Here is an 18,345-nt window from a genome sequence, read left to right as displayed (position 1 = left end):
CTCCTCAACAACCCCAGCGCCAGAGGTTAAAGCGCAAAACGAAATTCGACGACGTCGCCGTCCTGCATGACGTAGTCCTTGCCCTCGAGGCGCACCTTCCCCGCAGCCTTGGCGGCCGCCATGGATCCGGTGTTGACGAGGTCTTCGAAGCTGACGACCTCAGCCTTGATGAACCCCTTCTGGAAGTCGGTGTGGATGACACCAGCCGCCTCGGGCGCCGTCGCACCCTTGGGGATGGTCCAGCCGCGGGACTCCTTGGGGCCGGCAGTCAGGTAGCTCTGCAGTCCGAGAGTGTCGTAGCCGACGCGGGCCAGCACGTCGAGGCCCGGCTCCTCCACGCCCATCTCCACGAGGAAGTCGCGCGCCTCGTCCTCGTCCATCTCCACGAGTTCGGACTCGAACTTCGCGTCGAGGAAGATCGCCTCGTTGGGGGCGACCACCTCCCGCATCCGGGCCTTCAGGTCCTCGTCACCCAGCTCGTCCTGGTCGCAGTTGAAGACGTAGATGTAGGGCTTGGCGGTCAGCAGGAACAGGTCGCGCAGCTCCTCCAGGTCCAGGCCAGCGGCGCGTACGCCCTTGCCCGACTCGAGCGCGTCCTTCGCGGCCTGGTAGGCGGCGAGCTTCGGCTGCGACTCCTTCTTGATGCGCGCCTCCTTCTCGACGCGCGGCAGTGCCTTCTCGACGGTGGCGAGGTCGGCCATGATCAGTTCGGTGGTGATGGTGTCGATGTCGTCTGCGGGGTCAACCTTGCCGTCGACGTGGATGACGTCCTCGTCCTCGAACACGCGGGTGACCTGGCAGATGGCGTCGGCCTCGCGGATGTTGGCGAGGAACGCGTTGCCCATGCCCTCCCCCTGGGAGGCGCCCTTCACGATGCCGGCGATGTCGACGAAGCTGACCGTCGCGGGCAGGATCCGCTCGGAGTTGAAGATCTTCGCCAGTTGCGGGAGCCGGTCGTCGGGGACACCGACGACGCCCACGTTGGGCTCGATCGTCGCGAACGGATAGTTCGCGGCGAGCACCTCGTTGCGGGTCAGTGCGTTGAACAGGGTCGACTTGCCGGCGTTGGGTAGACCGACGATTCCAATGGTGAGTGCCACAAGGGTGGAGTCTAGCCCGCCGGGAGCAGGACTTCGAAGACGTCGTCGTCCATCAGGGCCGCACCAACCTGCATCTGCTTGCCGCCGACCCGCTGGAAACCGTGCTTCCGGTAGAACCGGGCGGCCCGTTCGTTGGCCACGTTGGTGTTCAGCCAGATGGACCCGGCACCGAGGACCCCGACCGCCGCCTGCTTGGCCGCATCCATCAGCGGTCCGGCCACAGAGCCGCCCAGCACGCCTGGCAGCACGTAGCACTTGGACAGGTAGGCGCTCGGCTCGCGGGTTACTCCGAACGACGGTTCGGGCCGGACCTCGGAGGCGCCGAACATCAGCACGTAGCCGTCCAGCACTCCCCCGGTCTCGTGCACCAGCACCACCCTCGTGGGCGAGGCCACGTGCGCAGCGAACTCGTCGACGGTCAGGTTCGTCGCGATGAACTCGGCGATGTCGGCGGGGTCGGTCCCGGGCGGGCAGGCCAGCGGGAACGTCGCGGCCGCCAGCGCGACGAGCGCGGGGACGTCCTCGGGCGTGGCGAACCGGACGCCTGCCGGCATCACGCCGCCCAGTAGGCCGACAGTGCGCGGGCCATGTGGTGGGGGTCCTCCACGCCGCACATCTCGCGGGCCGAGTGCATGCTGAGCAGCCCGATCCCGACGTCCACGGTGGTGATTCCGAGACGGGTGGCGGTGATGGGTCCGATGGTCGATCCGCAGGGGATGGCGTTGTTGGAGACGAACGGCTGCGTGGGCACCCCGGCCCGCTCGCAGGCCTCGAGCCAGATCGCCCCGCCGACGGCGTCGGTGGCGTAGCGCTGGTTGGCGTTCAGCTTCACCAGTGGACCCTTGTTGGGCAACGGCCTCACGACCGGGTCGTGGTGGTTCGGGTAGTTGGGGTGGACGACGTGCCCGGTGTCGGCGGACACGCAGGAGGAACGAGCGAGCATGGCGCGGGTCCCGTCGACTTCGAGGCCGGAGGCCGACGCGATCCGCACGAGCACGTCCTCGAGGATGGGGCCGGCGGCGCCCGAGGTGGTGGCGGAGCCGACCTCCTCATGGTCGAACGCGGCGAACACGGCGACGTCGCGGCCCGGCTGCGCGGACTCGATGGCGGTCAGCGCGGCGTGGGTGTTCGAGAGGTTGTCCAGCCGTCCGGACGCGAAGAACTCGTCGTGGAGCCCGAACCTTGCCGGCGGGGCGACGTCGAAGCAGTAGAGGTCGTGCAGCGCCACGTCGGCCGCGTCGATCCCGGCGAGCTCGCACAGGTGCTTCAGCAGACCCCCCTTGGGCGCGAGCGAGAGGACGGGCTGCAGGTGGGTCTGCTTGTCCAGCTTGAGGCCGTCGTTGACGCCGCGGTCCAGGTGGATGGCCAGTTGCGGCACCCGCGCGATCGGGCCGGTGCGCACCAGGTGCTCCTGGCCGTCCCTGGTGACGATCCGGCCAGCGATCCCGAGTTCGCGGTCCAGCCACGAGTTCACCAGCATGCCGCCGTAGACCTCGACGCCCACCTGGCTCCAGCCCGCACTGGACAGGAGTTCACCCGGCTTCACCTTGAAGGCGGGGCTGTCGGTGTGGGTCCCCACGATGCGGAAACCGGCCGCCTCGTCGATCTCGCCGGGCTGCAGCCAGGCCACGACCGCGCCGTGGCGGACGATGAAGAACTTCCCGGCCCCGCGGGGGAACGCGCCCTTCTCGTCGACCCTCAGGAACCCGGTGGCCTCCAGCCTGGCCGCAGCCGTGGCAGCGGCGTGGAACGAGGTGGGCGAGGCGACGACGAAGTCGGCGAGGTCATCCAGGTGGGCGGCGGCGTCCTTGAGCATGACCAACAGTCAACCAGATCACCCACCGGAGACGCCCGCGGCCTCTGGCGCGGCTCACAGGAAGATGTCGGGGAACAGCATCTCGTCCGGGGTCCCGGGAACCGCTGCGTACCGGGCTAGGTCCGTCACCCCCACCTCGGCCAGCACGTCCTCCACCACAAGTGTCTGGCCGGTGCACGACGACGCGGGCCGCGTGATCACCTCATAGGCCGCGTCGGCGTAGATCTCGGGGGTCCGGCTCACGGCCATCAGCCTGTCACCGCCGATCACGTTGCGCACCGCAGCAGTCGCGATGGTGGTCCTGGGCCACAACGTGTTGGCCGCGATCCCGTCCTCCGCGAACTCGGCGGCCAGACCGAGGGTCGCCATCGTCATGCCGTACTTCGCGAGCGTGTAGCCGGTGTGCGCCCCGAGCCACCTGGGCGAGAGGTTCAGCGGTGGGGAAAGGGAGAGGATGTGCGGGTTGGCGCTCTCCCGCAGCGCCGGGACGGCCGCCCGGGAGAGCATGAAGGTGCCCCGGACGTTGACGTCCTGCATCAGGTCGTACTTCTTCGCGGCCAGCTCCGCGGTGCGGGACAGGTCGATCACGGAAGCGTTGTTGACGACGACGTCGATCCCGCCGAACTCGGCGAGGGTGGCCTCGACGGCGCGGGCGATGTCGTCGTCGCTGCGGACGTCACCGACGACGGCCAGCGCCCTCCCGCCGGCGGCGCGCACCTGCTCGGCGGCGGTGTGGACGGTGCCCTTGAGCTTCGGGTGGGGCTGGTCGGTCTTGGCGAGCATCGTGACGTTCGCGCCGTCGGCGGCTGCGCGCAGCGCGATGGCCAGGCCGATGCCGCGGCTGCCGCCGGACATCAGGACGGTGCGGCCCTCGAGGGGCTTCGCGGCGGTCACGAGCGGGCCTTCCCCGCGAAGGCGGCGATGCGGGCGCGGGCGTCGTCGCTGCCGAAGATGGCGCCGATGGTTTCGGCCTCCTCGGCGAGCTGCTCGGCGAAGGCACGGTCCGGCTGGGAGCGCACGAGGCGCTTGGCCTCGCCGTAGGCGCGGGTTGCCCCGGCCAGCCAGGAGCGGGCCACCTCCTCCGCCCTGCGAGCGACGGCGTCGTCGTCGACCACCTCGGCAACCAGCCCCCAGGCCAAGGCCTCGTCGGCCGCGAGCATCCGATCGGTCAGCACCAACTGCAGGGCACGGCGCTCCCCCACGGCCCGGGCGAGCTGCGCGGTGACCGAGAGGTCCGGGGTGAGCCCCACCTTGGCGTAGAGGCTGCCGACCCGGGAGCTCCGCCCCACGACGGCGTAGTCGGAGGTGAGCAGGATGCCGAGACCTCCGCCGGCGGTCGTGCCGTGCGCAGCCGCCACCACCGGGATGCTCGAGTTGCGCAGGGCGGCGATGCCTCCGTTGATGCTGTGCGCCAGCGCTTCGATCTCAGCGCCGGAGCCCATCTCGGTGGCCATCGCCACCACGTCGCCCCCGGCACAGAAGGCGGGGCCGGCGGCGTCGATCAGGACGGCGCCGACGTCGTCGCGGGAGGTGGCCTCGAGCGCTGTCTCCTCCCACGCCGCCGCGAGGGCGGCGTCGAAGGCGTTGAGCCGCTCGGGCCGGTTCAGGGTGATGCGTGCCAGGCCGTCGTCGACGGACAGCAGGATCGGTTTGGACACAGGACGCTCCTTCGCGGCTGGTTCGGCCCCCCACGATAGCCGGGAGCGGTGACTGGTTCGTGAACTATCGTCGGGACCCCGACCTCCAGAGGAGTTCCGAAATGGCCACAGTCGTTCCGTTCCCGAAGCCATCGGTCGACGGTGGGCGGCGCGCGCTCCGATTCCTCGTCGCTGTCCTGCTCGGCGTGCTGCTCGCCGTCGGCATGCTTCCGCGCCCGGCTGCGGCGGACACCGGCTGGGTCTACACGACGCCGGGCGAGCACACCGTCGGCGGCCGCCAGTGGCGCACCTGGTGCGAGGAGTACACCTCCACCATCCATCGCTGCCAGAGTGAGATCTGGGCGACCCAGATCATCGAGCACCCCGGCAGTGGCTACGAGGTGGTCAACGGGTGGGCCTTCAACAACCTCACCTACCTCCCGATCCCCGAGTCCGCGTGGGGCGACAACCCGCTCGCGAGCACCGGGGACTTCACCTCCAACGGCAGGCAGTGGCGCACGTCCTGCAAGGACGAGTGGACGGGCCCCAACGGCTGCCGCTCGTTCATCCGCGCGACGGTGGTGGCCGCCTCCGGTGGCCGCTACGTCAAACAGGACAGGTGGATCTTCAACAACCTGGTGCAGTTCGGCCGCACGACCACCCCACCCGACGTGACGACGCCACGCAGCTGCACGGTGACGGTCGAAGGGATCAGGATCGACCTGCCCGCCTCCCGCGCCACCGCCACGGCCGTGCGCAGCAGTGGGACCACCGCCGTCGTGACGATGGTGCAGCGGGTGCCCAACACCTCCTGCACCGTGCGCACAGTGTTCCGGGACACGACCGGCAGGATCGGGGCTCGCGGCACCGCCCCGGCGGCCGAGCGCAGGCAGGACACCCTGACCACCCCGACCGGCGACTTCACCGTCAACGACGCCTTCGGGCTGGACCCGGACCCGGGCACCGCGCTGTCCTGGCGCGACGTCGGCCCCAACTCCTACTGGGTGCTCGACAACGACTCGCCCCACTACAACCAGTGGCGCGAGGCCTCGGCCGGCGGCTTCGACAGGTCCGAGTCCGAGCACCTCGCCGACTACGCGGGCCAGTACGACCTCGTCGGGGTCATCGACTACAACCGCTCCCCCGCGGTGAAGGGCAAGGGCGGAGCCATCTTCCTGCACGTGCACGGTTCCGGCGCGACGGCGGGCTGCGTGTCGATCACCAAGGCCAACATGCGCACGTGGTTGCAGCACGCCACTCCCGGCGACGTGATCGCCATCCGCTGACTCCACCCGAGATCCCTGAAACGAATCAACAATCGGTTCTGGGCCCGGCAACGGGCCCACTTCCACTGACTGAGTTCCTGCGCAGTGGACCGCACCGCCGCCCCGGCTCTGGCCACGTTTGGAGCGGCATGGGAACCTAGTACCTGTGAGTGGTGCATTCGAACCCCGTGCGCAAGGGGACTCCTGGTTCCGGGTAGGCCGGGTGGACGTGACGTCCACCATCTTCGTGGTGGCCCTCGGCGCCCTCGGTCTGCTTGCCTCCGTGATCGTCCCGTTCCTGCCGATGCTGCTCGCGCTCGTGCCCGACGCGCTGTTCAACGGCGAGGTCTGGCGCCTGTTCACGTGGCCGCTGGCCGACCAGATCTCGCTGTGGAGCCTGCTGACTTTGGTGCTGCTGTGGTATTTCGGCACCGCCCTGGAGTCGCAGGTGGGCCGCGCCCCGATGGCTCGCCTGTACCTGTGGTGCTGGGGCGCCCTGACCATCTCGACCGTCCTGGTGGGCGTCGTGGCCCGCGGCTCCGTGGCCGCGCTCGGCATGAACACCATCGAGTTGTTCATCCTGCTGCTGTGGATCGCCGAGTACCCCACCCGCCGGTTCTTCTTCAACATCCCCGCCTGGGTGATCGGCGCCGTCCTGCTCGGCCTGCAGGTGCTGCAGATGCTGGCCGCCCGGGCGTGGGGTGGCCTGTTCTCGCTGCTGATCGCGCTGGTGATCGTCGCCCTCGCCGCCAAGCGCGTCGGGCTGCTCGGTACGTACTCCTGGATCCCCGGCAGCCAGCAGCGGACCCGACGGCGCAGGACGCGGCACCGCGCGCCCACCCGCACCGAGAAGCGCCACACCTCCGACGAGCAGCGTCTCGACGACCTGCTGGGCAAGATCAGCGCCAACGGCCTGCACAGCCTGACCAAGTCGGAGCGCGCGGAGCTGGAGAAGTTGCGCCTGCGGCGGCGTCGCTGACCCCAATTGTCGGTGGCTCCTGAAATGGTGGACACATGACCACCACAGGCATCATCGTCAGCATCGTCGCGGCACTGCTGGGCGCCCTCGCCGGCCACGTGCTGGCACGACGCACCCGTGTGGCCGAGGCCACGGCCGAGCAGGAGAAGGTGCTCTCGGATGCCAGGCTCGATGCCCAGACCGCCCGCTCCGAGGCCAGCCGCGCCCGCGAGGAGGCTGCGATCGTCCGCTCCGAACTGGCCGGCCACCTGACGCAGATGGCAGACCTGCGCACGGCGGCGGTCGAGGCGCAGCGGCAGACCGCGGAGGTCCGCAGTGAACTGACCACGGCGCTGTCGGGCAGGGCCACCGCCGAGGCGGAGCGGGACTCCGCGCTGCGGCTGACCGAGGAGCTGAAGGCGGACCGCAGGGCGATGGAGGACCGCTTCAAGCTGCTCTCGGAGCAGTCGCTCGAGGCGCAGAGCGCGAAGGCGGACAAGACTGCCAGTGACCGCCTGGCCGCCACCCAGCAGATGGTGACTCCCCTGCAGGAGCACCTCAACCGCCTGAGCGACCGGCTCAACGACGTCGAGAAGCAGCGCGCCACCCTCGCCGCCGAACTGCGGGAACAGGTGCAGGCGGTCAAGGACTCCGGCGAGACCATCCGCAGGGAGGCGCTGAGCCTCAGCACGGCGCTGCGCACCCCGCAGGTCCGCGGCTCCTGGGGCGAGCAGAGCCTGCGCCGGATCGTCGAGATCTCCGGCCTGATGGCCAGGTGCGACTTCGACGACCAGACCTCCTACACCAGCTCCGACGGCGACCGGTTCCGCCCCGACATGCGCATCAACCTTGCCGACGGCAAGGTGGTGTTCGTGGACTCCAAGGTTCCGCTGAAGGCCGTCCTCGACGCCTACAACACCGAGGAGATGGTCGAGCAGAAGAAGCACCTGGAGACCTTCTCCCGCCATGTGCGCGGCCACATCGACGACCTCAGCGGCAAGAACTACTGGCACCTGGACGTCGGCTCGCCCGAGTTCGTGGTCCTGTTCCTCGGCTCCGACGAGTTCTACCGCCTGGCGCTGGAGCAGCAGCCGGACCTGCACGAGTACGCCGCCCGCCGAAACATCATGCTGGCCGCTCCCGGCACGCTCATCCCCCTGCTCCACATCGTCGCCCACGGCTGGAAGCAGGCGGCACTTGCGGAGTCCGCCGCGAAGGTCTCCAAGCTCGGACGGGAACTCCACGAACGCATCTCCTCCCTGGGGGACCACTTCGAGAAGCTGGGCAAGTCCCTCAACACCACGGTCGGCCACTTCAACCGGGCCGTCGGAACCCTGGAGACGCGCGTGATGGTCTCCGCCCGCAAGCTCAAGGACCTCGACGTCGTGGACGCGGACCTCAAGGAGCTACCCACCGTGGACACCACCCCTCGCGAGATCTCCGTGCCGGAGATGATCGATTACCAGGACCGACAGGAGCGCCGCGCCCTCGAGGCGTCGCTGTTCGACGAGGAACCGGACTTGGAGCTCGGCACCGTTAGGGAGCTGCGCAGGCGCACGGGCACCGGTGACACAATGGGCGAATGAGCGCCCTGACTGAACTGGCAGCACTGGTACCCGAGGCCACGAGCAGGTTGTCTTGCATCGCCGCGCGCACCCCGGTGCAGCGCAACGCGAGGCTCTCGGCGGCCACCGGCTCGGACATCTGGATCAAGCGTGAGGACCTGCAGCCGGTGCGCTCCTACAAGCTGCGCGGCGCCTACAACCTGATCAGCCAGCTGAGCCGGGAGCAGCAGGCTGCCGGCGTGGTCTGCGCCTCGGCTGGCAACCACGGCCAGGGCGTGGCGCAGAGCTGCGCGGTGCTCGGCATCCGCGGCACGGTGATCGTGCCCACCACCACGCCACGCCAGAAGCGGCAGCGGATCCTCCAGCTCGGCAAGGGCCACGTCGAACTGATCATGTCCGGGTCCACCTATGACCAGGCCAGCCGCGCCGCGAAGGAGTTCGCGGATGCCAACGGTTCCACGATGGTGCCCGCCTTCGACCACCCGCTCACCGCCTCCGGCCAGGCGACGGCCATCGTGGAGGCCTTCGAGCAGCTCGACCGGGTGCCCGACGTGGTGGTGCTGCCGGTGGGCGGCGGTGGACTGATGGCCGGTGCCGCCGCCTGGCTGCGCAGCAATCATCCCGCGGTCCGGATCGTCGGGGTGGAACCGGAGGGCGCACCGTGCGTGGCCGCCGCGATCTCCGCGGGCCGGCCGGTGGAACTCCAGGAAATCGACACCTTCGTCGACGGCGCAGCCGTCAGCCGCGTCGGCGACTACACCTTCGACGTCATCCGCGAGGCCGACGTCGAACTGGTCAGGATCCCCGAGGGGCAGGTCTGCTCCGAAATGCTGGAGATGTACCAGGTCGACGGCATCATCGCCGAGCCGGCAGGCGCCCTGGCCCCCGCCGCGCTCCCGACCGCTGGCGTCGGCAACCGCATCGCCATCCCGGCGGGGTCCACGGTCCTGACCATCGTCTCGGGTGGCAACAACGACGTCGCCCGCTACGCGGAGGTGGTGGAGCGGTCCCTGGTTCACGAGGGCCGCAAGCGCTACTTCCTCGTGGAGTTCCCCCAGGAGCCGGGGGCGCTGCGCCGCTTCCTCAACGACGTCCTCGGCCCGGAGGACGACATCACCTACTTCGAGTACGTGAAGCGCAGCAGCCGCGACACCGGGCCCGCCCTGGTGGGCGTAGAGCTGGGACAGCCCGGCGACTACGAGTTCCTGCTCCAGCGCATCACCGAGTCCGGCATGCAGGTGGAAGTGGTGGCGGCCGAGAGCCCCTTCTTCAGGTTTCTGATCTGACCTGTTCGAGGAATTCGGCGATCCGGCCGATCGCCTCCTCGAGCAGCTCCACGTCCGGCAGCGTCACCAGCCGGAAGTGGTCCGGTTCCGGCCAGTTGAAGCCGGTGCCGTGCGTCACGAGGATGTGCTGCGAGCGCAGCAGGTCGATCACGAACGCCTGGTCGTCGGTGATCGGGTAGACCTCCGGGTCCAGCCTCGGGAACACGTAGAGCGCACCCGAGGGTCTCACCGAACTCACGCCGGGGATCTCGTTCAGGAGTCGGTGCGCCAGCATGCTCTGCTCGTAGAACCTGCCGCCCGGGCCGATGAACTCCTCGATCGACTGGTAGCCGCCGAGCGCGGTCTGGATGGCGTGCTGGGCGGGGACGTTGGAGCACATCCGCATGTTGGAGACCAGGGTGAGGCCCTCGAGGAAGTCGCGCGCCAAGTGCTTGGGACCGGAGACCATCACCCAGCCGGCGCGGTAGCCGCACACGCGGTACGCCTTGGACAGGCCGCTGAAGGTCAGGCACAGCACGTCGTCGCCGGCGAAGGTGGCCGCATGGTGGTGGACGGCGCCGTCGAACAGGATCTTCTCGTAGATCTCGTCGCTGAAGACCACCAGGTCGTGCCTGCGCGCGATGTCCACGAGGGCCCGTACGGTCGCCTCGTCGTAGACGGCGCCGGTGGGGTTGTTGGGGTTGATGATCACCAGCGCGTGGGTGTTCTCTGTGATCTTGGACTCGATGTCGGCCAGGTCCGGGGCCCAGCCCTGCTCCTCGTCGCACAGGTAGTGCACCGGAGTGCCGCCCGAGAGGGAGACCGCCCCGGTCCACAGCGGGTAGTCCGGGGCGGGGACGAGGATCTCGTTCCCGTCGTCGATGAAGGCCTGCAGCACCAGCGAGATCAGTTCGGAGACGCCGTTGCCTATGAAGACGTCGTCGACGTGGCAGTCCACCAGACCATGGCTCTGGTAGTACTGCGCCACGGCGGTGCGTGCGGAGAAGATCCCGCGCGAGTCGCTGTAGCCCTGGGCCTCGGGCAGGTGGTGCACGATGTCCGCGACGATCGAGGACGGCGCCTCGAAGCCGAACGGAGCCGGGTTCCCGATGTTCAGCCGCAGGATCCTGTGCCCCAGCGACTCCAGGCGCTCGGCCTCCACGAGGATGGGGCCCCTGACGTCGTAGCGGACGTCCTTCAGCTTGCGGCTCTGCCTGATCTCACGCATCCACCCATGATCGCAGCAGGATCAGTGTTTGAGGGCTGTGTTCGCCTTCAGGTCGCGGCGCAGTTCCGGCGGCAGCGAGAACGTCAGGTTCTCCTCCGTCAGGCGCTCCTCCGTCGCGGGCGGGAAGCCACGCTCCTCGAGGAAAGCCAGGACGCCCTGCACCAGTTCGTCGGGCACGGAGGCACCGCTGGTGACGCCGACTGAGGTGACGCCCTCCAGCCAGGCCTCGTCGATCTCCGTGGCGTAGTCGACGAGGTGGGAGGCACCGGCGCCGGCCTCGAGCGCGACCTCGACCAGGCGCACCGAGTTGGACGAGTTCTTCGAGCCGACCACGATCATCAGGTCCACCCGAGGTGCGATCTGCTTCACGGCCTGCTGCCGATTCTGGGTGGCGTAGCAGATGTCGTCCGACGGGGGGTCCATCAGGAGCGGGAACTTCTCGCGGAGCCGGTTCACGGTCTCCATGGTCTCGTCCACGCTGAGAGTGGTCTGGCTGAGCCATGCCATGGGGCGGTCGGTGGGAACGTCGAGCTCGTCGACGTCGTCGGGGTGCTCGACGAGGGTGATCCTGTCGGGGGCCTCACCGGTGGTCCCCTCCACCTCCTCGTGGCCGGCATGGCCGATCAGGAAGATGTCCACGTCCTCCTTGTCGAAGCGCACGGCCTCGCGGTGAACCTTGGTCACCAGTGGGCATGTGGCGTCGATCGCCTTCAGCTGGCGCTGGGCGGCCTCGGCGTGCACGGCCGGCGAGACGCCGTGGGCGGAGAACACCACGGTGGAGCCCTCGGGCACCCCGTCGAGCTCCTCCACGAAAATGGCTCCGCGCTTCTCGAGTGTCTCGACAACGTGCCGGTTGTGCACGATCTGCTTGCGCACGTAGACCGGTGCGCCATAGGTCTCGAGCGCCTTCTCGACGGTGATCACGGCCCGGTCCACGCCGGCGCAGTAGCCACGGGGGGCTGCGACGAGGACCTGCTTCTTGGTCTGGGGGGCGTTCATGCCTGCCAGTCTAGGCGAGGCTGGTGAGGATCAACCCAGCAGCGCCGGGAGCATGACCGCAACCAGCACCGCAGAGGTGACGATCTCCCAGATACCGACGAGTTTCACGTCGACCTTCCGGCCGCGCATCGGGCCCAGCAGCGGGACCAGCAGGGCGCGGACCGCGACGGCGACGAAGAACGCCACCAGCCACCAGCGCGGCAGCGGTTCGGGGACCCACGCGACGGCAACGGCGCACGCGGCGTGCCAGGCCACGGAGAAGGCCACCCAGCCCGGTTTGCCCCGCTCCCTGATCACGGTCTTGACATAGGCGACGGTACCGAAGAAGTACCCGAAGCACACGAGCGCGACGGCCACGGGCACCTGGGACCAGCCGCCCATCACCACCGGGATCAGGCAGGTCGCGACGATGGTGGCGAGCCCCGACACGACGTCGCGCTCGTGGCGCCGCCAGGACAGCCAGAGCGCGAAGGAGCAGATGGGCGCGAAGACGAACACCCAGGGCCACCAGCTCGGCGTGAGGACCAGCAGCACCAGCCCCAGCGCCGCGGCCCCGGCGCCGTAGGTGGCGAGCGCGGGCACGTAGCGGGGCTTGAACCGCGACTTCAGCCACAGGCCCGCCGCGAAGAAGGCGAAGTAACCGACCAACCAGAACGCGAACAGGACCCCCTGCTCGATCCGGAACCGTCCGGCACCGACGGTGTGGGCGAGCCCGAACAGCCACGGCAGCACCAGCATGGCCCAGGCCCCGTGCTGGTTGGGGAGCCACCCCCTTGCCGGGCCCTTCGCACGCTTCATGCCGATCAGCGTATCGACGGGTTTGTCGGTGCCCGCCGGTAGGGTACCCGTCATGGCGATGAACAGTTCGGCCGAGGAGCCGCAGCCCCTTGGCCGCGTCGTCATGGCGGTCAAGGACTGGGTGGGCAGGCTGGGCGAGATCTGGGTGGACGCCCAGGTGATCGAGATCAAGCGCCGCAGCGGCCCGACGCAGTTCCTGACCTTCCGGGACAGGATCGCCGACGTCTCGGCCTCCGTCACCGCCTCGGCGCTGGTGCTCGACGCCGCCGGGCCGCTACCGGAGGGCTCACGCGTCACCGCCCGGCTCCGCCCCCGCCTCTGGGACCGCAACTCCTCGCTCAGTTTCGAGTGCCTCGAGATCCGCGTCGCCGGCGAGGGGCGCCTGCTCGCCCGGCTGGAGCAGCTCAAGCGCAAGCTCCAGGCCGAGGGCCTGTTCGAGCCGCACCGCAAGCGTCGGCTCCCGTTCATCCCGCGCACGATCGGCCTGGTCACCGGCAAGGGCTCCGACGCGGAGCGCGACGTGCTGACCAACGTCGAGAACCGCTGGCCCGCCCGCTTCCGCATCGCGTACGCCACGGTGCAGGGCCCGCACGCGGCCGAGTCGGTGATGCTCGCGCTGCAGCGCTTGGACGCGGACCCAGAGGTGGACGTGATCATCATCGCGCGCGGCGGCGGCAGCCTGGAGGACCTGTTGGCGTTCTCCGACGAGGGGGTGGTCCGCGCCGTCGCTGAGGCCACCACGCCGGTGGTCTCAGCCATCGGCCACGAGCAGGACGTGCCGCTGCTGGACTTCGTCGCGGACCTGCGCGCGTCCACCCCCACCGACGCCGCCAAGCGCGTCGTGCCCGACTTCCACCAGGAGGCCGAGGTCGTCTCGCAGGCGCGGCACCGGCTCGACGGCGCCCTCGCCAACCGCCTCGACGTGGCCCAGCGCTGGCTGGACGACGTCCGCACCCGGCCGGTCCTGCTGGACCCGACGTCCACCTTCGGCGCGCACCTGGACAAGCTGGAACTGCTGCGACACCGACTGGCCTCCGGCATCGAGCAGCGGCTGCGCCACGAGGAGTCGGACCTGCGCTCGGCGATCAGCAGCATCCGCGCAATGTCGCCGAAGGCCACCCTGGAGCGCGGCTACGCCGTCCTGGTCGACGGCGGCGGGCAGTCCGTGTCCTCCGTCGGCGACGCACACCCCGGGACCCGCATCAACGCATACCTGGCCGATGGCCAGCTGGAACTCGACGTCGTCGGCGTCACGGAGGAGGACAGCAATGGCTGAGGAACTCACCTACGAGGCCGCCCGGGAGGAACTGATCGAGGTGGTCCGCAAGCTCGAGTCCGGTGGTGCCCCGCTGGCCGACTCGATGGCGCTGTGGAAGCGCGGCGAGGAGCTGGCGGCGATCTGCCAGGGGCACCTCGACGCCGCCCGCGCCGTCGTTGCGAAGGCCAGGCAGGAACGCGAGCAGCAGGACTAGCCGGTCTCGGCCAGCGTCGCGGTGAACGCCTCGAGCTGTTCGAAGTCCGTGTCGCCGGTCACGACGGCACTCAGTTCGCCGTCGCGCCAGACCAGGCTGCGGGAGCGCCCGTCCTCGGAGACCCACCGCTCCCAGTCCCGCCCCGCCAGGGTGACTGACTCTCCCGAGGCGGCGCCGTCGCGGGTCACCCGGCCGATGAACTGCACGGGGGCGCGGTCGCGCTGCTGCACCGCCACGTAGATCTGGTTGGGCGCCATGAATCCCAGCTGCCAGGAGTTCCCCTCAGCGGGTTCGTTGTTGATCCACGGCTCGCCGTCCGTGGCCCACGCGACCCGTACCGGCACCCAGTCCTCTGGCAGGTTGACCGGCCGCAGCACCGGGTACGGCGACTCCTCCTCGGCCACCGAGAGCACGGGGCCGTAGTCCAGCCGCTCCACCTCGGGCTCGGGATCCATCGTGAAGAACCAGTAGATGAGGGCGATCGGCACGATCAGGACCAACAGCGAGATCACCATGTCGCGGGGACCTGCGTTCTTGTTCCTGCCAGCCATTGGCCCATCGTCCCACGCTCGGGCGGACCCGACCAATCGGCCGCTCAGCGTCCGTAGCGGCGCTCCCGCTGGGTGTAGCTGCGCAGTGCGCGCATGAAGTCCACCTTGCGGAAGTCGGGCCACAGCGCCTCGCAGAAGTAGAACTCGCTGTGCGCCGACTGCCACAGCAGGAACCCCGAGAGACGCTGCTCCCCCGAGGTCCGGATGATGAGGTCCGGGTCCGGCTGACCCTTGGTGTAGAGGTGGTCGGAGATCTCGTCGATCTCCAGGGTGCGGGAGACCTCGTCGAGGGTGGTGCCGGCCGCGGCCCGGTCAGCCAGGAGTGAGCGCACGGCGTCGCGGAGTTCGTGGCGCCCGCCGTAGGACACGGCGACGTTGACGTGCATCCCCTTCACGTCGGCCGTCGCAGCCGCCGACTCCCGCAGGTTGGCCGCGCACTCGGGCGGCAGCAGGTCCAGTGCGCCGACGGCCTGCACCCGCCAGCGGCCGGTGGCCGCCAGGTCCGCCACCAGGTCAGAGATGACGCCGAGCAGGGGTTGGAGCTCGTCGTCGGTCGACCGGTCCAGGTTGTCGGTGCTCAGCACCCAGAGGGTGACCACCTTCAGGCCGACGTCGTCGCACCACTCGACGAACTGTTCCAGCTTCGCGGCGCCTGCCCGGTAGCCCACGACGAGGGGCTGCCCAGGGGCGTTCAGCCTTGCCCAACGCCGGTTCCCGTCGGCGAGCACTGCGACGTGCTCGGGGAGGCGGGCCCGGTCCAGGTTCTCGAGCAGCTGTGTCTCGTAGGTCCTGTACAACCATCTGGGCGGCCACACGCGCTCCATGACGCGGCGGAGAAAGGTCATGCCAACAGGGTAGCGACGCCCCGCCGTTCCCCCGCGAAGATCGCGCAGGTAGCGTTTTCGCCATGGCGGACCGGGACAACCTACGGTACCGTAACCTACGTGAGCGTAAGCACTGAACGGACGACGATGAGCACCACGCCGGAGAAGCCCCTGATGCGCGGCTGGCTGCACCTGGGCTTCGCACCCCTGGTGCTGGTCGCCGGACTCGTCCTGACCATCTTCGCCCCGACGCTGCTGGGCCGGATCGGCTGCGGGGTGTTCACCCTCTCGGCCGTCCAACTGTTCGGCACAAGCGCCGCCTACCACCGGGGCAACTGGAACGCCCGCACGCTTGCCGTGTTCCGCCGCATCGACCACGCGAACATCTTCGTGTTCATCGCCGGCACCTACACGCCCTTGTCGCTGTTGCTTCTCGAGGGCGACTCCCGCGTCTTCCTGCTCGTGCTGATCTGGAGCATCGCCGTGGTGGGCGTCCTGTTCCGCATCGTCTGGTTGGGCGCCCCCCGCTGGCTCTACACGCTGCTCTACGTGGCGATGGGCTGGGCGGCGGTCGGCTGGCTGGGCCAGTTCTGGGCCAACGGCGGCCCCGCCGTCGTGGTCCTGGTGATCGTCGGAGGACTGCTCTACTCCCTCGGCGCGCTCGCCTACGGAACCAAGCAGCCCCGCCTCAGCCCGCGCTGGTTCGGATTCCACGAGGTGTTCCACACCTGCACCATCCTTGCCGCCACCTGCCACCTCGTGGCGATCGCGCTCGCGGTCTTCAGCATCTCCTGACCCGTCCCGGGACCGCACGGGGCCGGCGCGACGTAGTCTTGGTGCATGACGAACCAATTCCCACAGGACTGGAACAAGGCCGTGGTCTTCGTCGCCCATCCCGATGACGTCGAGTGGGGAATGGCTCCAGCGGTGAGCCACTGGACCCGGGGCGGCAAGACCATCGAGTACGTGCTCGCCACCAGCGGTGAGGCCGGTATCGAGGGCATGTCCCCCGAGGAGTGCGGCCCGCTGCGCGAGCAGGAACAGCAGCGCGCAGCCGCGCACGTCGGGGTCGAGGTGGTCGACTTCCTCGGCTTCCCCGACAGCAGGCTCCGCAACGACGAGACGCTGCGCGACGCCGTGGCGAAGGAGATCGACGCACGCCGACCCGACGTGGTGATCACCTGCTACACGGGCCCCAACTACACCGAGGAGATCCCGAACCAGTCGGACCACATCGAGTTCGGCAACGCCGTCCACGACGCCGTCGCCAGCGCCGAGCACAACCCGAGGTGGGTGTTCGAGAACGGGCCGGGAAGCACGCACTGCGTGGACGTGGAGGCCGAGGACGTCCAGCGCGCCGTCGCCTCGCTGGCCGAGCACAAGGTCTACCTGGAGGTGCTCAACCCGGACAAGCCCGCCTTCGAGCAGGCCACCGAACTGGTCGAGGACCTGGCCACCACCGACGACGGTCTGCTGCGGGTCGGGTTCATCCTCAAGTAGTCACTCCGCGGGGGGCCACTCCACCGGCTTGCCGAGCAGGACGTTGGCCCATGCGGCGTGCACGGACTCGTCGTCGCTGGGGTGGAACAGCCCTGCGAGGACGTCGCGGTAGAGGCGCGACAGCTCGTGCCGGTTGAAGTAGGACGAGCCGCCCGAGGCGCGGATGGCCTTCTCCACGACGTCCTTGGCCACCTCGGTGGCGCGCGACTTCACCGCGGACAGCTGCGGCAGCCAACGCGCTCCCCGGTCCACCTGCTCGTCGACGTCGCGGGCGATCTGGGAGATCTGCGGGAACATCCCGTCCAGCTGGATCGCTGCGTCAGCCAGCCGCCAGCGGATGTCAGGGTCGTTGCCGTAGGGGGCGCCCTGGTTCTTCATCGACTTGCGCCGACCCACCACCTCGACGGCTACGTCCAGCGCGCGCTGCGCGATGCCGGTGTAGACCGAGGCGAGGAGGATCTCGAAGTTGGCGAAGATGCCGAAGATGAACGGGTCCATCGTGGGGCCCGGCGGGATCCGCCGCACGATCCGGTCCGCCGGTGCGGCGACGCCGTCGAGGACCGTGGTGCACGACTGCGACGCCCGCATCCCGAGCGCGTCCCAGTCGTCCTTGACGGTGATGCCGCCGGCGTCCCGGTTCACGAAGCCCCAGACGTTGTGCGGGCCGTCCTCGCCAGTGGAGTCGGTCCCGAAGGTCCCCAGCCTGGTCCACCCGGGCGACATGGAGGTGAAGATCTTGGTGCCCGTGAACGCGTAGCCACCCTCGCCGTCGGGCGCGGCCTCGGAGGCGGAGCCGAACAACACCAGGTCGTTGCCCGCCTCGGAGACACCGAACGCGAACACCTCGCCGGCCATGGCGTCGGTGAAGATGAAGTCACAGCTGTCCTCGCCGCGCTCGTGGACCACCTTGGCAACGCCCAGCCAGACGTGGTGCATGTTGACCGCCAGCGCCGTCGCGGGTGCCGCCCCGGCCAGCCTCATCTGCTCACGCGTGAGTTCTTCGAGGCTCAGCCCTCCCCCGCCGAAGGACTTCGGCACCAGTGCGGTGAGGTAGCCGACGGCTGCCAGCTCCTCGAGGTCGTCGGTGGGGAACGTGTTCTCGCGGTCGTGCCCGGCGGCGCGCTCGCGGATGCGGTCCAGCAGTTCGTCTGACAGCAGCGGGTAAGTCATGCCCCCGAGACTACGACCCAGGAAATCACCCGGTCCCGGGTCCGAACATGAACGCCGAGTTACAGCAGTGTGATTTCTTCGCGGTTCCTCCCCGATCCACGGGTCCGGCGGGTTACATTGACGTCCATGGAGAACCGCTCCATCGAAGCCACCCAGGCCACCTGACCCACCCACGGGGGTCAGACCCAGGGTCTGCC

19 protein-coding genes are annotated in these 18,345 nt (G+C 69.3%); 8 read left to right on the top strand and 11 right to left on the bottom strand.

The window, feature by feature from the left end; genetic code table 11:
• Positions 1 to 26: 26 nt before the first annotated feature.
• Genes ychF through FOJ82_RS06305 form a run of 5 tightly spaced genes read right to left on the bottom strand, consistent with a single transcriptional unit; the run spans position 27 to position 4,574 of the window.
• Positions 27 to 1,100: a redox-regulated ATPase YchF gene (gene ychF, locus FOJ82_RS06325; RefSeq protein WP_143937621.1), complete on the bottom strand. Its 1,074-nt coding sequence runs from the start codon at positions 1,098 to 1,100 to the stop codon at positions 27 to 29.
• 11 nt (positions 1,101 to 1,111) lie between these two features.
• Positions 1,112 to 1,654 (bottom strand): GNAT family N-acetyltransferase, encoded by a 543-nt coding sequence (locus FOJ82_RS06320; RefSeq protein ID WP_185975655.1) that lies wholly within the window; start codon positions 1,652 to 1,654, stop codon positions 1,112 to 1,114.
• Positions 1,654 to 2,922 carry a M18 family aminopeptidase gene (locus FOJ82_RS06315; RefSeq protein ID WP_425472483.1) on the bottom strand — a complete coding sequence of 423 codons (1,269 nt, stop codon included), beginning with the start codon at positions 2,920 to 2,922 and terminating at the stop codon, positions 1,654 to 1,656. The genes FOJ82_RS06320 and FOJ82_RS06315 overlap by 1 nt, the downstream gene beginning before the upstream one ends.
• A gap of 48 nt (positions 2,923 to 2,970) precedes the next feature.
• Complete coding sequence (locus FOJ82_RS06310; protein WP_143937618.1) at positions 2,971 to 3,810, bottom strand: SDR family oxidoreductase; 840 nt, start codon at positions 3,808 to 3,810, stop codon at positions 2,971 to 2,973.
• Entirely contained in the window at positions 3,807 to 4,574 is a 768-nt protein-coding gene (locus FOJ82_RS06305) for an enoyl-CoA hydratase/isomerase family protein (protein ID WP_143937617.1), read from the bottom strand. Before FOJ82_RS06305 ends, FOJ82_RS06310 begins: the two co-directional genes overlap by 4 nt.
• 101 nt (positions 4,575 to 4,675) lie before the next feature.
• Between FOJ82_RS06305 and FOJ82_RS06300 the strand changes: the two genes are divergently transcribed.
• The 4 genes from FOJ82_RS06300 to ilvA all read left to right on the top strand — a co-directional run bounded on the left by FOJ82_RS06300 (position 4,676) and on the right by ilvA (position 9,627).
• Positions 4,676 to 5,839, top strand: coding sequence for a L,D-transpeptidase family protein (locus FOJ82_RS06300; protein WP_143937616.1), 1,164 nt, complete (start codon positions 4,676 to 4,678; stop codon positions 5,837 to 5,839).
• 208 nt (positions 5,840 to 6,047) lie between these two features.
• On the top strand, positions 6,048 to 6,797 hold the full coding sequence (locus tag FOJ82_RS06295; RefSeq protein WP_143937615.1) for a DUF6576 domain-containing protein: 750 nt from the start codon (positions 6,048 to 6,050) through the stop codon (positions 6,795 to 6,797).
• 35 nt (positions 6,798 to 6,832) lie between these two features.
• Entirely contained in the window at positions 6,833 to 8,362 is a 1,530-nt protein-coding gene (locus FOJ82_RS06290) for a DNA recombination protein RmuC (protein ID WP_246099780.1), read from the top strand.
• Entirely contained in the window at positions 8,359 to 9,627 is a 1,269-nt protein-coding gene (gene ilvA / locus FOJ82_RS06285; protein ID WP_143937614.1) for a threonine ammonia-lyase IlvA, read from the top strand. Before FOJ82_RS06290 ends, ilvA begins: the two co-directional genes overlap by 4 nt.
• Here ilvA and FOJ82_RS06280 read toward each other — a convergent pair.
• From FOJ82_RS06280 to FOJ82_RS06270, 3 genes are read right to left on the bottom strand one after another with little or no spacing between them, the layout of a single operon-like run.
• Positions 9,611 to 10,834, bottom strand: coding sequence for a pyridoxal phosphate-dependent aminotransferase (locus FOJ82_RS06280; protein ID WP_143937613.1), 1,224 nt, complete (start codon positions 10,832 to 10,834; stop codon positions 9,611 to 9,613). The two genes, ilvA and FOJ82_RS06280, sit on opposite strands and share 17 nt — an antisense overlap.
• A gap of 21 nt (positions 10,835 to 10,855) precedes the next feature.
• Positions 10,856 to 11,833 (bottom strand): 4-hydroxy-3-methylbut-2-enyl diphosphate reductase, encoded by a 978-nt coding sequence (locus tag FOJ82_RS06275; RefSeq protein ID WP_143937612.1) that lies wholly within the window; start codon positions 11,831 to 11,833, stop codon positions 10,856 to 10,858.
• Positions 11,834 to 11,863: 30 nt separating this feature from the next.
• Positions 11,864 to 12,631, bottom strand: coding sequence for a YwiC-like family protein (locus FOJ82_RS06270; protein WP_185975654.1), 768 nt, complete (start codon positions 12,629 to 12,631; stop codon positions 11,864 to 11,866).
• 52 nt (positions 12,632 to 12,683) lie between these two features.
• Between FOJ82_RS06270 and xseA the strand changes: the two genes are divergently transcribed.
• Positions 12,684 to 13,907 carry an exodeoxyribonuclease VII large subunit gene (gene xseA / locus FOJ82_RS06265; protein WP_143937610.1) on the top strand — a complete coding sequence of 408 codons (1,224 nt, stop codon included), beginning with the start codon at positions 12,684 to 12,686 and terminating at the stop codon, positions 13,905 to 13,907.
• Complete coding sequence (locus FOJ82_RS06260; protein WP_143937609.1) at positions 13,900 to 14,103, top strand: exodeoxyribonuclease VII small subunit; 204 nt, start codon at positions 13,900 to 13,902, stop codon at positions 14,101 to 14,103. Before xseA ends, FOJ82_RS06260 begins: the two co-directional genes overlap by 8 nt.
• On the opposite strand, the gene FOJ82_RS06255 is transcribed toward FOJ82_RS06260, so the two are convergent.
• A complete protein-coding gene (locus FOJ82_RS06255) occupies positions 14,100 to 14,654 on the bottom strand; it encodes a DUF4245 domain-containing protein (protein WP_143937608.1) in 555 nt (184 codons plus the stop codon). The genes FOJ82_RS06260 and FOJ82_RS06255 overlap by 4 nt on opposite strands.
• A gap of 44 nt (positions 14,655 to 14,698) precedes the next feature.
• Positions 14,699 to 15,499 (bottom strand): isoprenyl transferase, encoded by an 801-nt coding sequence (locus FOJ82_RS06250; RefSeq protein ID WP_143937607.1) that lies wholly within the window; start codon positions 15,497 to 15,499, stop codon positions 14,699 to 14,701.
• 126 nt (positions 15,500 to 15,625) lie between these two features.
• On the opposite strand from FOJ82_RS06250, the gene trhA reads away from it, so the two are divergent.
• Both trhA and FOJ82_RS06240 read left to right on the top strand, forming a co-directional pair.
• Positions 15,626 to 16,273 carry a PAQR family membrane homeostasis protein TrhA gene (trhA, locus tag FOJ82_RS06245; RefSeq protein ID WP_143937983.1) on the top strand — a complete coding sequence of 216 codons (648 nt, stop codon included), beginning with the start codon at positions 15,626 to 15,628 and terminating at the stop codon, positions 16,271 to 16,273.
• A gap of 45 nt (positions 16,274 to 16,318) precedes the next feature.
• Positions 16,319 to 16,978, top strand: a complete 660-nt coding sequence (locus FOJ82_RS06240; protein WP_143937606.1) for a PIG-L deacetylase family protein — start codon at positions 16,319 to 16,321, stop codon at positions 16,976 to 16,978.
• Here the strand turns inward: FOJ82_RS06240 and FOJ82_RS06235 are convergent, their stop codons facing one another.
• Positions 16,979 to 18,148 carry an acyl-CoA dehydrogenase family protein gene (locus FOJ82_RS06235; RefSeq protein WP_143937605.1) on the bottom strand — a complete coding sequence of 390 codons (1,170 nt, stop codon included), beginning with the start codon at positions 18,146 to 18,148 and terminating at the stop codon, positions 16,979 to 16,981. It lies immediately after the preceding gene.
• Between the last annotated feature and the right edge of the window lie 197 nt (positions 18,149 to 18,345).

It is taken from the genome of Tessaracoccus rhinocerotis (genome assembly GCF_007197885.1).
Lineage (GTDB): Bacteria > Actinomycetota > Actinomycetes > Propionibacteriales > Propionibacteriaceae > Arachnia > Arachnia rhinocerotis.
This window is presented reverse-complemented; position numbering and strand designations above follow the sequence as displayed.